Raw genomic sequence first — 16,372 nt, forward strand, 5'->3', positions numbered from 1 at the left:
GAAGACAGGCGGGAGACGGGCATGAACGAGTATATTATGACTGCCGCCGTTTACGCGGTTGCAGGGTTCCTGCAAGGCGTGACGGGGTTCGGGTCTGCGCTGGTGGCCATTCCTTTCATCACCATGTATCTGGATTTTCCTTCTGCGGTGGCAATGTCCGTATTGTGCGGTACTATGCTCAACGCACAACTGGGATGGAGCTACCGCAGGTTTGCGGACAGGAACCGGTTACGCCCGCTGTTTGTAGGGGCCTTGCCCGGTGTGCTGGTCGGGGTGGTGCTGCTGCGCCTTGTGCCCGGGCATGCCATGAAGACAGGGATGGGCGTGTTTTTGCTGGCCTATGCCGCATACGGCCTGTTCTGGGAGCGGGCAAGGCTGCGCGGCCTTTCGCAGTTATGGGGATACGTGGCCGGGTTTTGCTCCGGGGCCTTTGGCGCGGCTTTTGGCGCGGGCGGGCCACCTACGGTGGTTTATACCACGTTGTCCGGCTGGCCCAAGGATGCGGTGAAGGCCACGCTGGCCTGTTTTTTTCTCGCCGTGTGCGTTGTTTCCGCTCTGGCGCACATGGCCTCCGGCATGTGGAACATGCGGGTGATGCTGCTGGTGGCTGTTGCCGCTCCGGCAGTGTGGTTGGGAGCGCATACGGGCATTATTGTTTCGCGCCGCATCGGGGAGCATTCCTACAGGCGTATGCTTTTTATCCTGCTTGCCGCTATGGGGGGCATGATGCTGTATTCTGCAGGAGCGTGAAGCACGGCTGTCCCAGCTTCTTTCTGACATGGAAAAAGAGCCGCCTTTCATCCGGAAGGCGGCTCTTGTTGTCTTGTGGTGTGCTGGCTACAGGATCTGTTCGAGGAATTTTTGCAGGCGGGGGTGTTCCGGTGCGGTGAAGAAGTGCTCCGGGGTGCCCACTTCCAGAACCTGCCCCTTATCCATGAACACGATGCGGTCCGCCACTTCACGGGCAAAGCCCATTTCGTGCGTTACGCAGACCATGGTCATGCCCTCCTTGGCGAGATTGACCATAACGTCCAGCACTTCGCCGATCATTTCCGGGTCCAGTGCGGAGGTGGGCTCGTCAAAGAGCATGATCTTGGGATTCATGGCCAGCGCGCGGGCAATGGCCACACGCTGCTGCTGCCCGCCGGAGAGATTGGAGGGGTACATGTTGGCCTTTTCGGATATGCCCACTTTCTTGAGCAGGGCCAGTGCGCGAGCCTCTGCTTCGTCCTTGGGCATTTTTTTCAGGCGCATGGGGGCCATGGTCAGGTTGCCCATGACGGTCTTGTGCGGGAAAAGGTTGAAGCTCTGAAACACCATGCCCAGCTCCTGCCGGATGGCGTTTATGTCGTTGGCGGGGTCGTTCACATCCTGCCCGTCTACGATTATTTTCCCTTTATTCACTGTTTCCAGCCGGTTGATGGAGCGCAGCATGGTGGACTTTCCCGAACCGGAAGGGCCGATGACCACCACTTTTTCGCCGGGCTGGATATCCAGACACACGTCGTTGAGCGCGGTAAGCTGTCCGAAGAACTTGTAGACGTTTTGGATCTGTATGATGGGGGTATTAGCGTTCGTCATAGTAGTTCAGCCTGGCTTCCATGATGCTGACCGCCTTGGACAGCAGCAGGGTGATGAGAAGATAGATGAGGGCCACCATCAGGTAGGCCTCAAAATACTCAAAGGTAACGGAGGCGTATTCCCTGCCGCGGCGGAACAGCTCGGAAACCGCGAGGATGGAGACAAGGGAGGAGTCTTTGAGCAGGGCGATGAATTCGTTGCCCACGGGGGGCAGAATGGTGCGCCACGCCTGCGGCAGAACCACTAGGAACATAGTCTCGCGGGGGTTGAATCCCAGAGAGCGGGCTGCTTCAGTCTGTCCCTTGTCAATGGCGTCTATGCCGGCGCGGAATACTTCGCCCATATAGGCCCCGTAGCAGACACTCATGGCGATGACGGCGGAGGCGAGGTCCGGTAGCTGGAAGAACTCTCCGAGAGCGTAATAGATGAAAAAGAGCTGAACGAGCAGTGGGATGCCGCGGATGACTTCCACATACGTGGAGGCGATGAGATTGATGGCCCTGTTTTTGGAGAGACGGCCCAGTCCGGTAACCAGACCTATGGGAATGGTGACGAATATGGCAGAGATGGTAACCTGAAAGGTGACAATTATGCCATCCGGCAGGAATTTAAGAATTTCGTAGTATGGTTTGGGCTGCGTTATACATAGGTATAAAATTGTGCCGATGGCAAGGCATAGCGAAATGGTCCATGCGGAGACAAGGGTTTTGTCTTTGCTGGACGGGATGAGCATGCCATCCGTTACCGCTATGCGCACCTCTTTTTTTTCTACAGTCATGGGCTGCTCTGGGGGATTGTGGTCTTTTGGGTGCTTACAAAAGCAAGGGACTGGCACACCAGCACCAGTCCCGCTATATTCATGTATTCCGAAAGGTTATTTGCCGACCCACTTTTCGCGGAGTTCAGCTTCTATGCCCTTGGCCTTTACTGCTTCAATTCCCTTGTTCAGCAGGTTCAGCAGTTCGGTGTTACCCTTTTTAACAACAAAACCATAGTATTCCTTTTCGTCCGCTTCCACGATGAAGCCGACCTTCAGCTTTCCGGAATACTTTTCGTTGTTCAGCACGTAGTCGTATGCGGTTACGTCGTCGCAGATGGCTGCATCGATACGACCGGTGAACAGGGCTTCAACGGCGTGGCCCACTTCATCAAATTCCTTGGTGACAACGCCGCCGTCCTTTTTGGCCACAAAGACGCCGGTGGTGCCTATCTGGCCACCGACGGTCTTGCCCTTGAGGTCGGCAAGGGTGGCAGCAGCGGAGTCGGCAGCAAGGATGACGGCCTGCTTCACTTCAAAGTAGGGGGTGGTGAAGTCGAACTTTTCTTTGCGCTCTTCGGTGATGGACACGGAAGAGGCGATCATGTCGTAGTTGCCGTTGGCAAGACCGGCGAAGATGCCGTCCCAGGCCACGTTCTTATGCTCAACCGTGATGCCCAGTTCCTTGGCGATGGCATCTGTGTAATCCACGGAGTAGCCAACGATCTGCTTTTCAGCATTGATGAACTCCATGGGCGGCCAAGTGGCGTCGTGGGCGATGACAATGGGCTTTGCGGCAAAGGCCAGATTGGCGGTCATAAGCACGGCCAGCAGTGTAAGCAGGGTCTTCTTCAGCATCCTTGTCTCTCCTGAACTACTTGAATTATGTGGAAAATGGATACCTGTCTTTGTTGTACGCGAACAGGCAAATTGTCAATGCAAATTCGTCAATTTCGTCAATTCCGGTGCACTGGCGAGTGTTGTGACATCGATTTTTTGCATGACACCGGGGTGTTATCTCCGGGGCGTTTGCGCGGTCAACTGAAGATGAACGTGACCAGCAGGGGAACGGCAACAGTAAGGAACATGCCGCTGAACACGGCGATGATGCCGTAGCGTTCTCCGGAAAAGCGCACGATGATGGGCAGGCAGGTGTCCATGGATGTGGCACCCCCGGCAGCCACCGGGCCAAGCTTGCCGAAGTGCCGTGCAAGCAGGGGAGCGGCAAGCAGGGTGGTGAGTTCTCGTATGATGTTGGACAGCAGCGCCACAGAGCCAAGCACCGGGCTGACCATCTTGGATATCATGATGCTGGACAGGGAGTAGTAGCCGAATCCCGCCCCCACACCGAGGGCGTGGCGAAGAGGCATGTCGCCCAGAAAGGGCCAGATGGCGGCGGCCCCTGCAAAGGTTCCGGCCATGACGAACAGGGGCACAAGCAGCACCTTAACGTGCAGTTCCCGCAGGATGCGCCAGCTGCGGGTATCAAACCCCATGGACATGCCTACAAGGAAGAGCAGAGCGTAGAGGGCGTAGCTTGCGAGGGCGCCATCGGCGAGCCAGCCGGGCAGAAGGTCCAGCCTGCCGGACAGGCAGCCTGCCAGAAAGAACCCCAGAATGATGAGACTACCTTTCATCCAGCCGCCCCCGCAGAATAAAGCGATCCAGCAACCATACGGCGGCAACGCTGCCTGCAAGGCAGCTCAGGCTTATGGCAAACGCCTGCGCGCCGATGGTGCCAAGCTGGCGAATGAGTTCCGCATCGGAGCCCAGAGAGACGCCCAGCAGGAAGAGCAGGCCGTATATGGCCCACATGGTCAGCTTGTCTACGGTGTAAATCACCTTTTCCCGCCTGCGTAAGGCATAGCCAAGCGGGATGCCAGCGACAATGCAGCCTACTTCCAGAAACACGCGGTTGCTCCTTGAATGTCGAATGGTGCAGGGAGGATGGCCGCATTTTTCTTTTGTGCAAGGCCCCCGGCCCTATCCGGTTCTGCTGCGGGTATACCGCATGGGCGGAGAAGTCAATCCGGGCAGCCTGCCCGGATTGGGGACAGGAGGTTTTTTGCAAAGATGTGCCTTGTTGTGACCTTTATCACATCCCCCTTGTTCCGAGTGACTATATTGGGGGTGCGGACGAAGTAAATCAGGTAACTAGGGCGTATGCCCGGGAGAATCATTATGAAGAAGACGAGTCTTACGCAGGTACGTGACTACAGGGATACCGGATTTCACAAGCATCTGGTGCATGAGTCCGAGAATTTTAAGATTCTGAATTTCAACTTCAAGGCGGGCCAGCAGTTGCCCATTCACAGCCACGATCTGGACGGAGAACTGTCCATTGTGGTTATCGCGGGGCGCGGCGAGTTTCTGGGAGACAATGGCGCGGTTATTCCCGCAGAAACAGGGGACGTGCTCATCTCTGAAATCCGCAAACCGCACGGAGTGCGCGCCATTACCGACATGAGTGTGCTGGTGACCATCGCTCCGCCCATCTAGCAGCGGAAATGGCAGATGCAAAGAAGCAGCTGCCATAAAAAACCTATAGATAAAAATCCCATACACATAAAAGCCCGTCCGGTATGCTCCGGACGGGCTTTAACTTTTGCAAAAAAGAACGCAGCTTCTGCTACTGCGCTACCCGTGAACGGCGCAACTGCACGTATGCGTTGCGGATGGCACTGTAGGGTTCCACGGCGGATTTCTTGATCTCTTCGTACTGGGCCAGCTGCTTGTCAAAGGAATTGAACTGGTCGTACACCTTGAGTCCCAGAGAGGAATGCCACGGCGTGACATAGCTGACGGGGTTGAGGAAGGAATCGCCCACCATGCCCGTTGAGTCGCGCAGAGAGGAGGGACCGATGAAGGGCCACACAATGTAGAAGCCTTCTCCGAAGCCCCATACGCCCAAGGTTTGTCCCAGGTCTTCCTCATCCGGGCTGTATTCGATGAGTGCCTTCTTGTCTGCCGCCGGATTCATGAGTCCGCCGAATCCTGCCGTGGTGTTCACCACAAAGCGGGCGGTCTCTACCGCAGCCTCATTGAATTTGCCCTGCAAGACAGAACTGACGAAGCGCACCGGGTAGAGCAGGTTGTGGAAGAAGTTGGAAACGCCCGCGCGCAGTTCCCACGGAGTGACCGCGGAATAGCCCTTGTGCAGGGGCTTCAGGACGCCGAGGTAGAGCGTATCGTTGAATCCGAACCAGAAACGGTTCCAGCCCTCTAAGGGGTCGTTGATGCCGGGGGCTGTTTCGTGGTCGTATTCCGCATCGTCATCAAAGGTGGCAAGCCCGGAAGTCCGTGCGTGGAGCCTGCCCTGAGCCTGATCCGCAGAGGCAAGCAGGGGCATGCTGGCCAAAAGCTCCGGCATGGAGTAGGCAAGCGGAGGCTGGCGGTCTGCCATGGCGGGCTGCGCGAGGGTGAAGAGGAGTGCGCAGGTTGCCAGCAGGGGGGCGATTCGGTTCATAGACATGCTCACAGTGGCTTATTTTGTTGCGTTGTTCTGGCTGCGAACCTCGCCAGCCCGGTTGGCAACGCGGGTGATGAGCGTTTCCGCGTCATCCTTATCGCTCAGCAGTTCCTGGAACTGCGTACGGTAATTTTTGACCAGACTCACTCCCTCCACGATGACATCGTAGATAACCCATTTTTCCTTGATTGCCATGCGATAGTCAATGGGAATGGATTTTCCGTCAAGGTCCAGCAGGGTACGCACTTCAACCTTGTCGCCCTTTGTGCTCATGCGTTCACCCACATATTGCGCTCCTTTGCCGTCATAGCCGCGTATGCGTTCAATGTAGGTGGCGCGCAGAAGGTCTGCAAAGGCGGCGGTGAAGCGCTTCTGCTGGTCGGGGGTAAAGCTGTGCCAGCGCTTGCCCACCGTGCGGGCGGAAAATTCTTCATAATCGAATATGGATTCGACAACATCCTCAATGCGTTCGTACATGATCTCCCGGTTGTCCGGGTTCTGATATTCGGGATCAGAAAGCATGGTGAACACAGTGTCGAGCGACAGCTTGAGCGTATCGCGCGCTTCTGCGGCAGGATTGGAGGCATAGGCCGCAGTGGCGACCAGACAGAGGCAGACCATCGCCGGAAGGCACAGAAATTTACACAGGGCGGGGAACAGACAACGCATGGACTAGACGCCTCCGAACACGTATTTACTGATAAGTTCTTCAATATCCACAGCGGATTCAGTTTCTGTAATCTCGTCCCCGGGTTCCAGAATATCCAGAGAGCCGCCGGGGGTGAGCTTGATGTACTTGTCGCCGATGAGCCCGCTGGTTTTTACCGAGGCGATCACATCTTCGGACAGTTGGATGTCTTTGCGGATGGCCAGAACCACCCGCGCGAGCGCTTCTTCATTGTCCAGCGAGATGGAGGCAACCTTGCCCACGGGCACGCCCGCTATTTCCACCTCTGCCCCGGAACGAAGGCCCGCCACGGAGGAAAACCGCGCGAAAAGGGGGTAGGTATTATCGCCCAGCACCTCCATTTTGCCCAGCTTGACGGTGAGGTAGCCCACACACAGCAGACAGATGAGGACAAAGACACCCACGGACGTTTCTTTGGAGTACTTTTTCATCGCAGTTTCCCGTATCGTTTACGCTGCTACGTCTTAGCAGCTACTTTTCAAGCCACTGTCTCAGGGCGCTTTTCACTTCTTCGCCCAATTCCAGAGCCTGTGTTGTCATCTCGCCGGGAGACCGATCGAGGAACTGCCGCAAATAGGGGTCAGCTGTCTTGGTCAGTTCCTTCACATCGCCACTGAAAGCAACACCTTTATTGTGCAGCACCACGGCGTAGTCTGCAATGGTATACAGGCTTTCAAGGTCATGGCTCACGACCACGATGGTCATTTCCGGGAAATGGGTGCGCATGTCCATGAGCAGGCGGTCCATCTGCGCGGAATTGATGGGGTCCAGCCCGGATGTGGGCTCGTCGCACAGCAGGATGGGCGGGTCCATGACAATGGCGCGCGCCAGCCCTGCGCGCTTGCGCATACCGCCGGAAAGCTGGTTGGGAAAATAATCCGCATATTGCTCCAGCCCGACAAGTTCCAGTTTGTGCAGCACAATCTTGCGTATGGTGGCCTTGTCCAGCCGGGTATGCTCCGTGAGGGGCAGGGCTACGTTTTCTCCCAGCGAAAGCGATCCGAGCAGTGCGCCATCCTGAAAAAGCACGCCCATGCGCCGCCTGACTTTGCGGAATACTTTGGAGGAAAGGCTGAACAGATCGTGCGGGCCAAGCAAAATCTTGCCGGACATGGGCCTTTTAAGCCCGAGGATGTGGCGCAGCAGGGTGGATTTTCCGCAGCCGGAACCGCCAAGAATGACGGATATTCTGCCTGAAGGCAGCGTAGTGGAAATGTCGTCCAGCACGATGTTGTCATCGTAGCCGAGGCGGAGCTTTTCCAGCCGTATGTCCCATCCCTTGGAGTCGGTCATTATTCTTCCGGGGCTGCGTAACTAAAGCAGAAAAGAGGTTACAATATAGTCCGTCACCAGAATCAGCACGCATGACATAACCACGGCAGAGGTGGTGGAGTTGGAAACGCCTTCCGGCCCCACGCCATCCTTGCGCATGTGCGTGTAATAACCCTGATAGCAACTGACCGTAGCGACGATAACCCCGAACAGCAGGGCCTTTGTAAAGCCTTCTGCAACATCGGACATGACGACGCTGGATTCAATGCGGTAGAAATAGATGCCGGAGTTGATGCCCAGCATGGCGACGCCGGTAAGGTAGCCGCCGATGATGCCGATGACGTCGAACACCGCCGTGAGCAGGGGAAAACAGAGAATGGAGGCGGCAATGCGAGGGCTTACCAGGTAGCTGATGGGGTTTATGTCCATGACCTCAAGCGCGTCAATCTGGTCTGTTATGCGCATGACCCCTATTTCCGCAGCCATGGAGGAACCTGCTCTGCCTGTGACCATGATGGCAGTGAGCACCGGGCCAAGTTCGCGGATGAGCGAAAGGGCAACGGCTGTTCCCAGCAGGCCTTCGGAACCGAATTTAATGAGCGTGTAGTAGCCCTGCAACCCGAGCACCATGCCCGTGAATAAGCCGATGAGACAGATGACCAGCAGCGACTTGGACCCGATGAAGTACATCTGGTACACGATTTTGCGCAGTTGCTTGGGCGAGGTGAAAATGTGCCACAAACCGTGCAGCAGGAAGAGGAACATGGCCCCCATTTCGCCCAGCACAGCCAGTGTGCGTATGCCTATTCTGGCGAAAAGATTCGGAGCGTGTTCGTGCGTGGTATTCATTGTCTCTGTAGTCGGCCCGGGTGGGCTCTCTTGAGTGTGCGCTCAGAGCGCGGTTGGCCGTTCTCCATACCCTTTGTATGTGAATCGCATGAAAGTCAATACTCGCTCCGGGCGAGTCTCGGCCCCCAGTCACGGCAGGCTGCCTGAATATCTGTGGTGTACCGCTGTTGCGGCGGGCAGATGTTAACGCGCCAGCTGTTTGTCCTTGAGTAACGGTTTGCTTATGCCCAGAGGCAGCAGAGCATCCTTCATCCGGCGCGTGTCTTCAGGCGTTCCCTGAAAAAGAACCTGAATCCGATACCATGTGGCATCGTTTGACGCAATGCTTTCTATTCTTGCCTTTAATCCGGATGCTTCTATGCGTGATTTCAGTGATTCCGCCGCACCACGCTCACGGAAGGCCGCCACCTGATAGACATAATTATACACGGTGGCATCATCTGCGCCACCTTTGTTTTCTTTGGCCCCTGCGGTTATCTGGTCTGCCAGACTGCTGACTGAATCTTGCACGGGGGCTGTAGGCGGTACCGCATTGGCCTGTCTGGGCTGCTTTTGCGGCTGGAGGGCGGACACGGAAGGCTGTGCGGCAGAGGAAGGTATTTGTTCCACAATCTGGACAGGTTGCTGCGTTTGCGTAACGGTGGTCGGTTTGGGCTGGGGAACAGGAGCGCGCTTGGGAGATGGAGCCGCCTCTGTCTTCAGATGGTCATAGAACTTCAAATCTTCGGGCTTGATAATGCCTGCGGTGGCGTTGGCTTCCGGAGAGGGGGCGGGTGACGCCGTGCTGGCGTTGGACCCGGTCCGAGAGTCCGCCGTGGGCATAAAACGCTTAAGTTCGGGAATCGCCTCTTCCGGCTGGAATCCCCGGCCCACCAGAAGGCCGAACACGAAGACCCATATGAAAGAGAGCAGACATATCGCGCCCAGCCCCGCCATACCGGCGGGGCTGAGGCTTATGATGAATTTGCGTCTGCCGGATTCTCCGGCATCCTTTTCCCGTGTAAAGCGGATTCCCATGGTTGTTCCGTACTACATGGATTTGGGGGCGCTTACCCCCAGAATGGACAGCCCGTTGCGGATGACACAGGCCACGCACTTGAGCAGGGCCAATCGGGCCGCAACCACGGTTTCATCGCCCGCATTCAGGATGGGGGTGTTGGCGTAAAAACGGTGCAGGGCGCTTGCCACTTCCTGCATGTAGAAGCTGATGTGGTGGGGAGCAAGTTGCCGCGCGGCGGACTCCACCACGTCTTCAAACTGTTCCAGCAGGCGGAGTATGTCCATTTCCTCGGGCGCGTTCAGGGCGGCAAGGAGTGCGGCGTCGGAAGTGGCAGGCAGGCGGATGCCGCGTTCTTCAGCCTTGCGCAGCACAGAGGCAATGCGCGCGTGGGCGTACTGGACATAATAGACCGGGTTGTCCATGGACTGGCGTTTTACCAGATCAAGGTCGAAATCGAGGTGGCTGTCGCTCTTGCGGGAAAGGAACATGAACCGGGCGGCATCCCTGCCCACCTCCTTGACCACTTCCTCCAGCGTGTCGAACTGACCGGCGCGGGTGGACATGGCCACCTGTTCGCCGCCGCGCAGCAGGTTGACAAGTTGCACGAGAATGACCTCGAAGCTCTCTTTGGGCTTACCCAGCGCTTCCACAGCGGCGCGCATGCGCGGCACATAGCCGTGGTGGTCTGCTCCCCATATGTCGACACAGAGGTCAAATCCACGGTCGTATTTATTGTCGTGGTAGGCAATGTCTGAAGCGAAGTAGGTGAGAAGGCCATCTGATTTTTTCAGCACGCGGTCCTTGTCATCACCGAAATCGGTGGTGCGGAACCACAGTGCTCCGTCCTGATCGAAGGCAAGACCGGCCTTGCGCAGGCGGTCAAAGGTCTTGTCCACGGCTCCTTCTGCCAGCAGGGATTTTTCAGAAAACCAGACCTGATGCTCAACATTGAAGTCGGCAAGGTCTTTCTTGATGCCGTCCAGAATGGTGTTCAGGGCATAGTCCCGGCAGATATTCAGGGCCTCTTCTTCCGGCATGGACATGAGGCCGGGGTGCAGGTTGAGCACCTCTGCGGCTATATCCTTAATGTAGTCACCACGGTAGAAATCTTCCGGGTCGGGCAGGTTCTGGCTGGAAAGCTGGCGTGCCCGGAACAGGACGGAACTGCCCAGAATGAACATCTGCCGGCCGGCATCGTTGATGTAGTATTCCGTTTCAACTGTGTAGCCCGCGAAGCGGAGCAGGCGGGCAAGGCTGTCGCCCACTGCGGCCCCGCGTCCGTGACCGATGTGCAACGGCCCCGTTGGGTTGGCGGAAACATATTCCACCTGGGCTTTTTTTCCTGCGCCCACCGTTACCGAGCCGTAGCGGTCGCCGCTCTGCTCAATGACGCGCATGGTCTGCCGCCAGAAATCCCGTGAGAAGGTTATGTTCAGGAAGCCGGGACCGGCAATTTCTATGCGCTCGATGTGCGGATCGTTCTTTTGCAGTGCTCCGGCGATGCGGGCGGCAAGGTCGCGCGGGCTCATATGGGCCTGCTTTGCCAGAACCATGGCTATGTTGGCGGCCATATCGCCGTGCTGCCTGTCTTTGGGCGGTTCTATGGTGGCCTTTTCCGGCCATGTGAGATCCATTTCCCTTACGATGGTCTGGAGGGACTGAAGCAGATGGTTCTTTGCGCGCATCGGTATGTACTCTGAATGGTGGTTATTTGTATGATGTGGAATAAACGGGCGGAGAGCCGGTTATTGAGGCCCGCCCGGCCTGGTGTTCCGCTCCGCCGGTGCCCGTTGTTTGTTCATAATACTTGTCCGGAACGTTTTGGAGCAGACGTCCCGGCCTGAACTTTTCTACATAGCCGAATTACTCCCGGATGAAAAGATGCCCTGCCGTGAAGGCCGTGAGCGGCATCTCTCTGCGGGGGCTTTCTGCCTTCAGGCGAACCTGATTACCCGACTGCCAGTTTATCCGCCAGCAGACGCCAGGTTATCCGTCGGTTCATCCGATCAGGTGTCAAGCCGGTTTGCAGCAAGAGCCATCTGCCGTTTCACGGACCGGCGAACGCTCTGCCGGCCGCTATGCCTGAGCAGTGAGGCAGGCTTCTGCAGCGGCGAGATTGCCCACGGAGGTGCCGGTCCATTCCGAGGGATCGGCAACAGGGGCGAGAATCTGGCCGAGCATCTTGCCGAGAACACCCTTGGGGCCTACCTCCATCCACGAACGAACCCCTGCGGCGTGTTGGTTGCGGATGGTGTCTATCCACTGCACGGAGGATGTCATCTGCTGCGGCATGATGTCCCGCAGCGAGGCTGCGTCTGTAACCGCCTTGCCGTGCACGTTGCAGAAAACAGGAAATTTGGGCTTGTTCCACTGCACGGAAGCAAGATGCTTGGCAAGTTCCTTGGCTGCTTCCGCCATGAGCGGGCTGTGGAAGGCGCCGGAAACGGCCAGCGGCAGGGCGCGGCCCTTGAGAGCCTTGACCCTTTCCGAAGCGTCGGCAATGGCGGCGCGGGTGCCGGAAAGCACAAATTGGCCGGGGGTGTTATAGTTTGCCACCCGGATCATTTCGCCCACAGCCTGTTCGGACTCGCGTACAACCGTTTCCACGTCTGCCAGCTGCAGTTTCAGAACGGCAGCCATGGCACCGGTGCCCTGCGGGTCCGCTTCCGCCATGAGTCTGCCGCGCAGGGAGACGGTTTCCAGCACCTCATTGGGGGACAATGCGCCTGCCGCAGCCAAGGCACTGAATTCGCCGAGGCTGTGTCCGGAGGTACAGGCAGGGGCAACCTTGCCCGCAAGCCGCATCCATAGGCCGAGATTGACCACGGTGAGAGCGGGCTGCAGGTAGCGGGTGTTGGCCATTTCCGCTTCTTCGCCATCCCAGTATATGCCGCGCAGGTCCGCGCCGCTTATGGCTTCTGCCTTCTTCCACAGGTTCATGACATCGGAATCCGCCTCGGCGGCGTCCCTGCCCATGCCCGGCTCCTGCGAGCCCTGGCCGGGGAAGAGAATGGAAAGAACGGTGGGGTGGGACATGCAAACTCTCCGCATAGTGAATGTTTGGTGCATGGACTCATGCGTGGAGAGGTAATAGGGTATAAGCGGGGAGCTTGCAAGTGCCGCCATCGTACAGTAGAGCTTGTTCCCTGCCGCACTGTGGCCGCATGGTACGGCGTGAAAGACAAATGCCAGCGAGGACAGGTTGTTGAAGCAGAACATTCCTTTGGGTATCCCGGCAGTGGCCGGAATAGTGCGGGAGCAGGGCTTTGCGCAGTCGGAAGAGGAAACGCGGGCATTGACCGAGTATCTTGAACTGCTGATGAAGTGGAACAAGGCCATGAACCTTGTGGGGCCGTATGGATGGGAGGCGGCCCTGCGGATTTTGATAATGGACAGCCTGCACCTTGCCCGGTTTCTGGAAGGGCTGCAGTTGCCGCACGCCCCCCGGTGCTGGGATCTGGGGGCAGGGGCGGGGCTGCCGGGCATTCCCCTGCGCATTGTCTGGAAGGCGGGTGAGTATCATCTGGTTGAAGTGCGGGAGAAGCGTACCCTGTTCATGCAACAGGTTGTGACTCGCCTGAAGCTGGCGGATACCCATGTTTTCCGTGGCCGTGCAGAGGACTTTATGCGCGACAGGCAGCCCGCAGACGTGATTTTGAGCAGGGCGTTTATGCCCTGGGAGAAACTGCTGGATTTTGTTCGCCCCCATGTGGACCCGCAGGGACGGGTTGTGGTGCTGGCTCTTGAGTCCGCTCCGGCAAGTCTGCCCGCAGGCTGGTCCGCCGAGGTGCAGCAGGAGTATGCCGTGGGCCGCGACCGCCGTTATTTCTGGTCGCTCAGGCCGAGCAGCGTTCCCATCTGAGAATTTTTGAAGATCATTTTGGTAGCAGTTTCATCCGCCAGTTCGGCGATGTCCATGAGGGTTTCCAGAAATTCAAGCATCTCGTGCCGACGTTCTTCGGGAGAATTTTCAAAGTCCTCAAGCATGTTGCCGGACGACATGTATTCACCGAGTTGCTGAAGATATTGCAGATTGAGTGCGGCCATGGGGTAATCCTCGCAGGAGTTGGTTTTTATGCCGTGTGCGGTTAGGGGACCTGTTGGAGACCCTGTTGCGGATGCCGGATGCGGTGAGCGGTCTTGGTGTCCGTCATGTGGGCACTCTGCGCCAATGCAATCCGGGGCAGGTGTACCTGAAATTTTGTTGTCCGGGAAGAGGGGAATTGCTGGGTTGGTCCGCAGTGTTTCCAGCCGGGAAGGGGCTGGGGCTCTTCGGCTCCCGGAGGGGATTTGTGTTTGAATATCCGCCTGTCACCATGTACAGTACGCGCAGCATGAAACATGACCATGCCGGATTCTCCGCATGTGAGACGGCGGTCGTTCTGAAAGGCCGCTGAAGCCGGATGGCTGCCCGTTTATGAAGAATCAGCCTTTGCATGTGGATTCTTTGCGGTGGCGCTGAAAATTTTCAGCGCACTGCCTTTTCTCTTTTTGCTGGTCTGCGGGAGCGCGTTTCAATAGGCCGCCAAGTGTAAACCATTAAACCCTGTCCGGGTGTCCGCATGAAAATTGCCTACCGTTCCTTCGACTGGAAGCTGAGCCTGCTGTACGGGCTGCTTGCCTATGCCGTGGTTTTGGGGGTGCGTTTCCTGCAGCCCTTTCCGTTGTCCGATGCCGCGACCATGGTGGACGGAGAGCGTCTGCTGGCCACGCATGACGCCTACAACTGGGTGGTGCGTGCCATTGACCCGGCAACGTTCGGGAGAGACGCTTTTGCTTCTCTGACCTCTGTGCTTAAATCGTCGACAGGCCTTTCCTATGATACGCTGGCGTTCTGGTCACCCGCCGTGCTGGCAAGTCTGGTGGCAGTGGCCATGTTGTGCCTTTGTGTTGCAGTGGGGTGTGCAGAACTGGGTGTAGCGGCCGCCGTGATAACTGCGCTTAGCCCGAGTTTTCTGTACCGCACCCTGCACGGGTTCTATGATACCGACCTTGTGACCCTGCTCTGTCCCCTTCTGCTGGTTATAGCGCCCATCTATCTGCTGCACGGGCGTATTCTTACGCCGGGTGAAGCGTTGCGGGTGTGGCTGGGCAAGGAGCAGCAGGGGCGTTCCTCCGGCAGAAAGCAAGACCGCGAAAATGTGGAAGACCGCGAAGCGGGCATGGTTCTATGGGCGATGCTGCTGCTCACCGGCATAGCCGGATGGATGATGCGCGACCTGCACGTCTTTTTCGATTATCTTTCCAAAATTTTCCCTATTACTGCTCTTGGGCTTGTGCTGGTGCTCGGGCGTTCCGGCAGGCGGCTGCCGCTGCTCGCCGGTGTTGCGTTGTATGCCCTGCCCATGGGGGGAGAACTGTTTGGTACGCTGCTGGCGCTGCTGCTTTTTGCGGCTTTGGTTCGCCCCTCCGCATGGGCAGAGCGGTTTCTGGCAGCACGCTACTGCGCCCCTCTGCTGGCGGCGGGTATTGTTCTCATCGGGGTGGACGGGGAACTTATCCATTCCGTTATCACCCGTGTTGAACTGTATTTGAAGCCGGAAGCGACAGGCGGGGATGCGGAAAGAGGCTTCAGTCTGGCTGTTTCCTTCCCCGCGGTGGTGCAGAGCGTTATCGAAGCACAGAACCTGCGATGGATGGAGATGTTCCAGTATTTCTACCCGCTGGCCATCGTCTCCATTCTGGGATGTGCCGGATACCTCGTGGCACTGTGGTTTGCGCCTTCGCTCGCCATGTTGCTGCCCCTGTTTGCGCTGGGCCTGCTCAGTCCTAAGCTGGGCGGACGTATGGCCATGTTTGCCGCCCCCGCAATGGCTGCGGGGCTGATGGTGCCATTGCACCTGCTGCTGCGGTATTTCTGGCAGTCAGGATACGGCCGGAGAGCGGTGCGGGTGGGGCTTGCCGCCGCGCTGACGGGTCTGCTGATTATTCCGGTGGTCAACCAGATGCCTCAGTTGCCCGTTGTGCCGTTCATATCCGTGCCGCACGTCCAGGTGCTTAAGGCTGCCAAGCCCAAGCTCACTCCCGGCGGCACGATATGGACCTGGTGGGATTGGGGATTTGCCTCGCAGTATTTTACCGGGCTGCGCACCTTTGCGGACGGCGCACGGCACAACTCAGACAGGCTGTACCCCTCTGCAGCGGTGTATGCGACGGATAATCCCCGGTTTGCCAACCAGCTTATTCGCTATACTATGGCCCATGGCGAGAGCATGTATCCTGCCATTGAAGGCCAGAGCCGGGAAGAGGTGCTGCAGCTCATGCAGGACCTGCGGGAAAAGGATATGGATATTCCCCTGCGGCGTCCGCAGTATCTGGTTGTCAGTGTGGACTCACTTAAGCTGGGGGCGTGGATTTCACGCTTTGGGACGTGGGATTTTGCCACCGCCAGCATGACGGGGTATAATCTTACCAAACTCGGACAGATTTCCCTGAACCTGCAGATGGGAGCTTTTGCGGAAACCAGCGGAAGTATCCGTACTCCCATGGCGGTGGACAGCGTGGACATTATCACTACCTCTGGCGTGCAGCACCGGGAGTTTTTCCGCTTCAACGGGGTGCATCTTGTCATCGACGACCTGACTGACACCCGTTACATCATGGATACCAACATGTATCGGAGCATGATGGTGCGGTTGCTTGTCGGCAATCCCGAAGCTGAGGATATTGCTCCCTATTTCCGTCTTGTGCATGGGAATGCCCACACCCGTGTGTACGAGGTGCTGTAGCTGGTAATTCCCGTAAAGCCAGTTGCAG

18 protein-coding genes are annotated in these 16,372 nt (G+C 57.4%); 4 read left to right on the top strand and 14 right to left on the bottom strand.

Going from position 1 to position 16,372, the window contains the following annotated elements; translation table 11 throughout:
• Nucleotides 1-21 precede the first annotated feature (21 nt).
• Complete coding sequence (locus tag HUV26_RS10375) at nucleotides 22-750, top strand: sulfite exporter TauE/SafE family protein (protein ID WP_174410022.1); 729 nt, start codon at nucleotides 22-24, stop codon at nucleotides 748-750.
• An 87-nt stretch (nucleotides 751-837) separates the two neighbouring features.
• On the opposite strand, the gene HUV26_RS10380 is transcribed toward HUV26_RS10375, so the two are convergent.
• The 5 genes from HUV26_RS10380 to HUV26_RS10400 all read right to left on the bottom strand — a co-directional run bounded on the left by HUV26_RS10380 (nucleotide 838) and on the right by HUV26_RS10400 (nucleotide 4,249).
• A complete protein-coding gene (locus HUV26_RS10380) occupies nucleotides 838-1,581 on the bottom strand; it encodes an amino acid ABC transporter ATP-binding protein (RefSeq protein ID WP_174410023.1) in 744 nt (247 codons plus the stop codon).
• Complete coding sequence (locus HUV26_RS10385; protein WP_174410024.1) at nucleotides 1,568-2,359, bottom strand: amino acid ABC transporter permease; 792 nt, start codon at nucleotides 2,357-2,359, stop codon at nucleotides 1,568-1,570. The genes HUV26_RS10380 and HUV26_RS10385 overlap by 14 nt, the downstream gene beginning before the upstream one ends.
• A gap of 96 nt (nucleotides 2,360-2,455) precedes the next feature.
• A complete protein-coding gene (locus tag HUV26_RS10390) occupies nucleotides 2,456-3,196 on the bottom strand; it encodes a basic amino acid ABC transporter substrate-binding protein (protein WP_174410025.1) in 741 nt (246 codons plus the stop codon).
• Between the two features lie 179 nt (nucleotides 3,197-3,375).
• The gene (locus HUV26_RS10395; protein WP_174410026.1) at nucleotides 3,376-3,975 is read right to left on the bottom strand and encodes a LysO family transporter; all 600 of its coding nucleotides are present in this window, start codon (nucleotides 3,973-3,975) and stop codon (nucleotides 3,376-3,378) included.
• Nucleotides 3,965-4,249 carry a LysO family transporter gene (locus tag HUV26_RS10400; RefSeq protein WP_174410027.1) on the bottom strand — a complete coding sequence of 95 codons (285 nt, stop codon included), beginning with the start codon at nucleotides 4,247-4,249 and terminating at the stop codon, nucleotides 3,965-3,967. The genes HUV26_RS10395 and HUV26_RS10400 overlap by 11 nt, the downstream gene beginning before the upstream one ends.
• Nucleotides 4,250-4,519: 270 nt before the next feature.
• On the opposite strand from HUV26_RS10400, the gene HUV26_RS10405 reads away from it, so the two are divergent.
• The gene (locus HUV26_RS10405) at nucleotides 4,520-4,837 is read left to right on the top strand and encodes a cupin domain-containing protein (RefSeq protein WP_174410028.1); all 318 of its coding nucleotides are present in this window, start codon (nucleotides 4,520-4,522) and stop codon (nucleotides 4,835-4,837) included.
• 130 nt (nucleotides 4,838-4,967) lie between these two features.
• On the opposite strand, the gene HUV26_RS10410 is transcribed toward HUV26_RS10405, so the two are convergent.
• The 8 genes from HUV26_RS10410 to HUV26_RS10445 form a co-directional block, all read right to left on the bottom strand.
• Nucleotides 4,968-5,804 (bottom strand): MlaA family lipoprotein, encoded by an 837-nt coding sequence (locus tag HUV26_RS10410; RefSeq protein WP_243451347.1) that lies wholly within the window; start codon nucleotides 5,802-5,804, stop codon nucleotides 4,968-4,970.
• Between the two features lie 18 nt (nucleotides 5,805-5,822).
• The gene (locus HUV26_RS10415) at nucleotides 5,823-6,476 is read right to left on the bottom strand and encodes a Tgt2/MlaC family protein (RefSeq protein WP_174410030.1); all 654 of its coding nucleotides are present in this window, start codon (nucleotides 6,474-6,476) and stop codon (nucleotides 5,823-5,825) included.
• 3 nt (nucleotides 6,477-6,479) lie between these two features.
• The gene (mlaD, locus tag HUV26_RS10420) at nucleotides 6,480-6,926 is read right to left on the bottom strand and encodes an outer membrane lipid asymmetry maintenance protein MlaD (RefSeq protein ID WP_174410031.1); all 447 of its coding nucleotides are present in this window, start codon (nucleotides 6,924-6,926) and stop codon (nucleotides 6,480-6,482) included.
• 40 nt (nucleotides 6,927-6,966) lie between these two features.
• Nucleotides 6,967-7,788 carry an ABC transporter ATP-binding protein gene (locus HUV26_RS10425; protein WP_174410032.1) on the bottom strand — a complete coding sequence of 274 codons (822 nt, stop codon included), beginning with the start codon at nucleotides 7,786-7,788 and terminating at the stop codon, nucleotides 6,967-6,969.
• Between the two features lie 21 nt (nucleotides 7,789-7,809).
• Nucleotides 7,810-8,616, bottom strand: coding sequence for an MlaE family ABC transporter permease (locus HUV26_RS10430; RefSeq protein ID WP_174410033.1), 807 nt, complete (start codon nucleotides 8,614-8,616; stop codon nucleotides 7,810-7,812).
• Nucleotides 8,617-8,799: 183 nt separating this feature from the next.
• A complete protein-coding gene (locus tag HUV26_RS10435; RefSeq protein WP_174410034.1) occupies nucleotides 8,800-9,633 on the bottom strand; it encodes an SPOR domain-containing protein in 834 nt (277 codons plus the stop codon).
• A 12-nt stretch (nucleotides 9,634-9,645) separates the two neighbouring features.
• The gene (argS, locus tag HUV26_RS10440) at nucleotides 9,646-11,301 is read right to left on the bottom strand and encodes an arginine--tRNA ligase (RefSeq protein WP_174410035.1); all 1,656 of its coding nucleotides are present in this window, start codon (nucleotides 11,299-11,301) and stop codon (nucleotides 9,646-9,648) included.
• Between the two features lie 391 nt (nucleotides 11,302-11,692).
• Nucleotides 11,693-12,652, bottom strand: a complete 960-nt coding sequence (locus HUV26_RS10445) for an ACP S-malonyltransferase (RefSeq protein ID WP_174410036.1) — start codon at nucleotides 12,650-12,652, stop codon at nucleotides 11,693-11,695.
• 169 nt (nucleotides 12,653-12,821) lie between these two features.
• Between HUV26_RS10445 and rsmG the strand changes: the two genes are divergently transcribed.
• Nucleotides 12,822-13,478 (top strand): 16S rRNA (guanine(527)-N(7))-methyltransferase RsmG, encoded by a 657-nt coding sequence (gene rsmG / locus HUV26_RS10450; RefSeq protein WP_243451348.1) that lies wholly within the window; start codon nucleotides 12,822-12,824, stop codon nucleotides 13,476-13,478.
• On the opposite strand, the gene HUV26_RS10455 is transcribed toward rsmG, so the two are convergent.
• Nucleotides 13,439-13,663 (bottom strand): hypothetical protein, encoded by a 225-nt coding sequence (locus HUV26_RS10455; RefSeq protein WP_174410037.1) that lies wholly within the window; start codon nucleotides 13,661-13,663, stop codon nucleotides 13,439-13,441. The two genes, rsmG and HUV26_RS10455, sit on opposite strands and share 40 nt — an antisense overlap.
• A gap of 515 nt (nucleotides 13,664-14,178) precedes the next feature.
• Between HUV26_RS10455 and HUV26_RS10460 the strand changes: the two genes are divergently transcribed.
• Nucleotides 14,179-16,344, top strand: coding sequence for an STT3 domain-containing protein (locus HUV26_RS10460; RefSeq protein ID WP_174410038.1), 2,166 nt, complete (start codon nucleotides 14,179-14,181; stop codon nucleotides 16,342-16,344).
• Nucleotides 16,345-16,372 lie beyond the last annotated feature (28 nt).

Source organism: Desulfovibrio psychrotolerans, from assembly GCF_013340305.1.
Classification (GTDB): domain Bacteria; phylum Desulfobacterota; class Desulfovibrionia; order Desulfovibrionales; family Desulfovibrionaceae; genus Halodesulfovibrio; species Halodesulfovibrio psychrotolerans.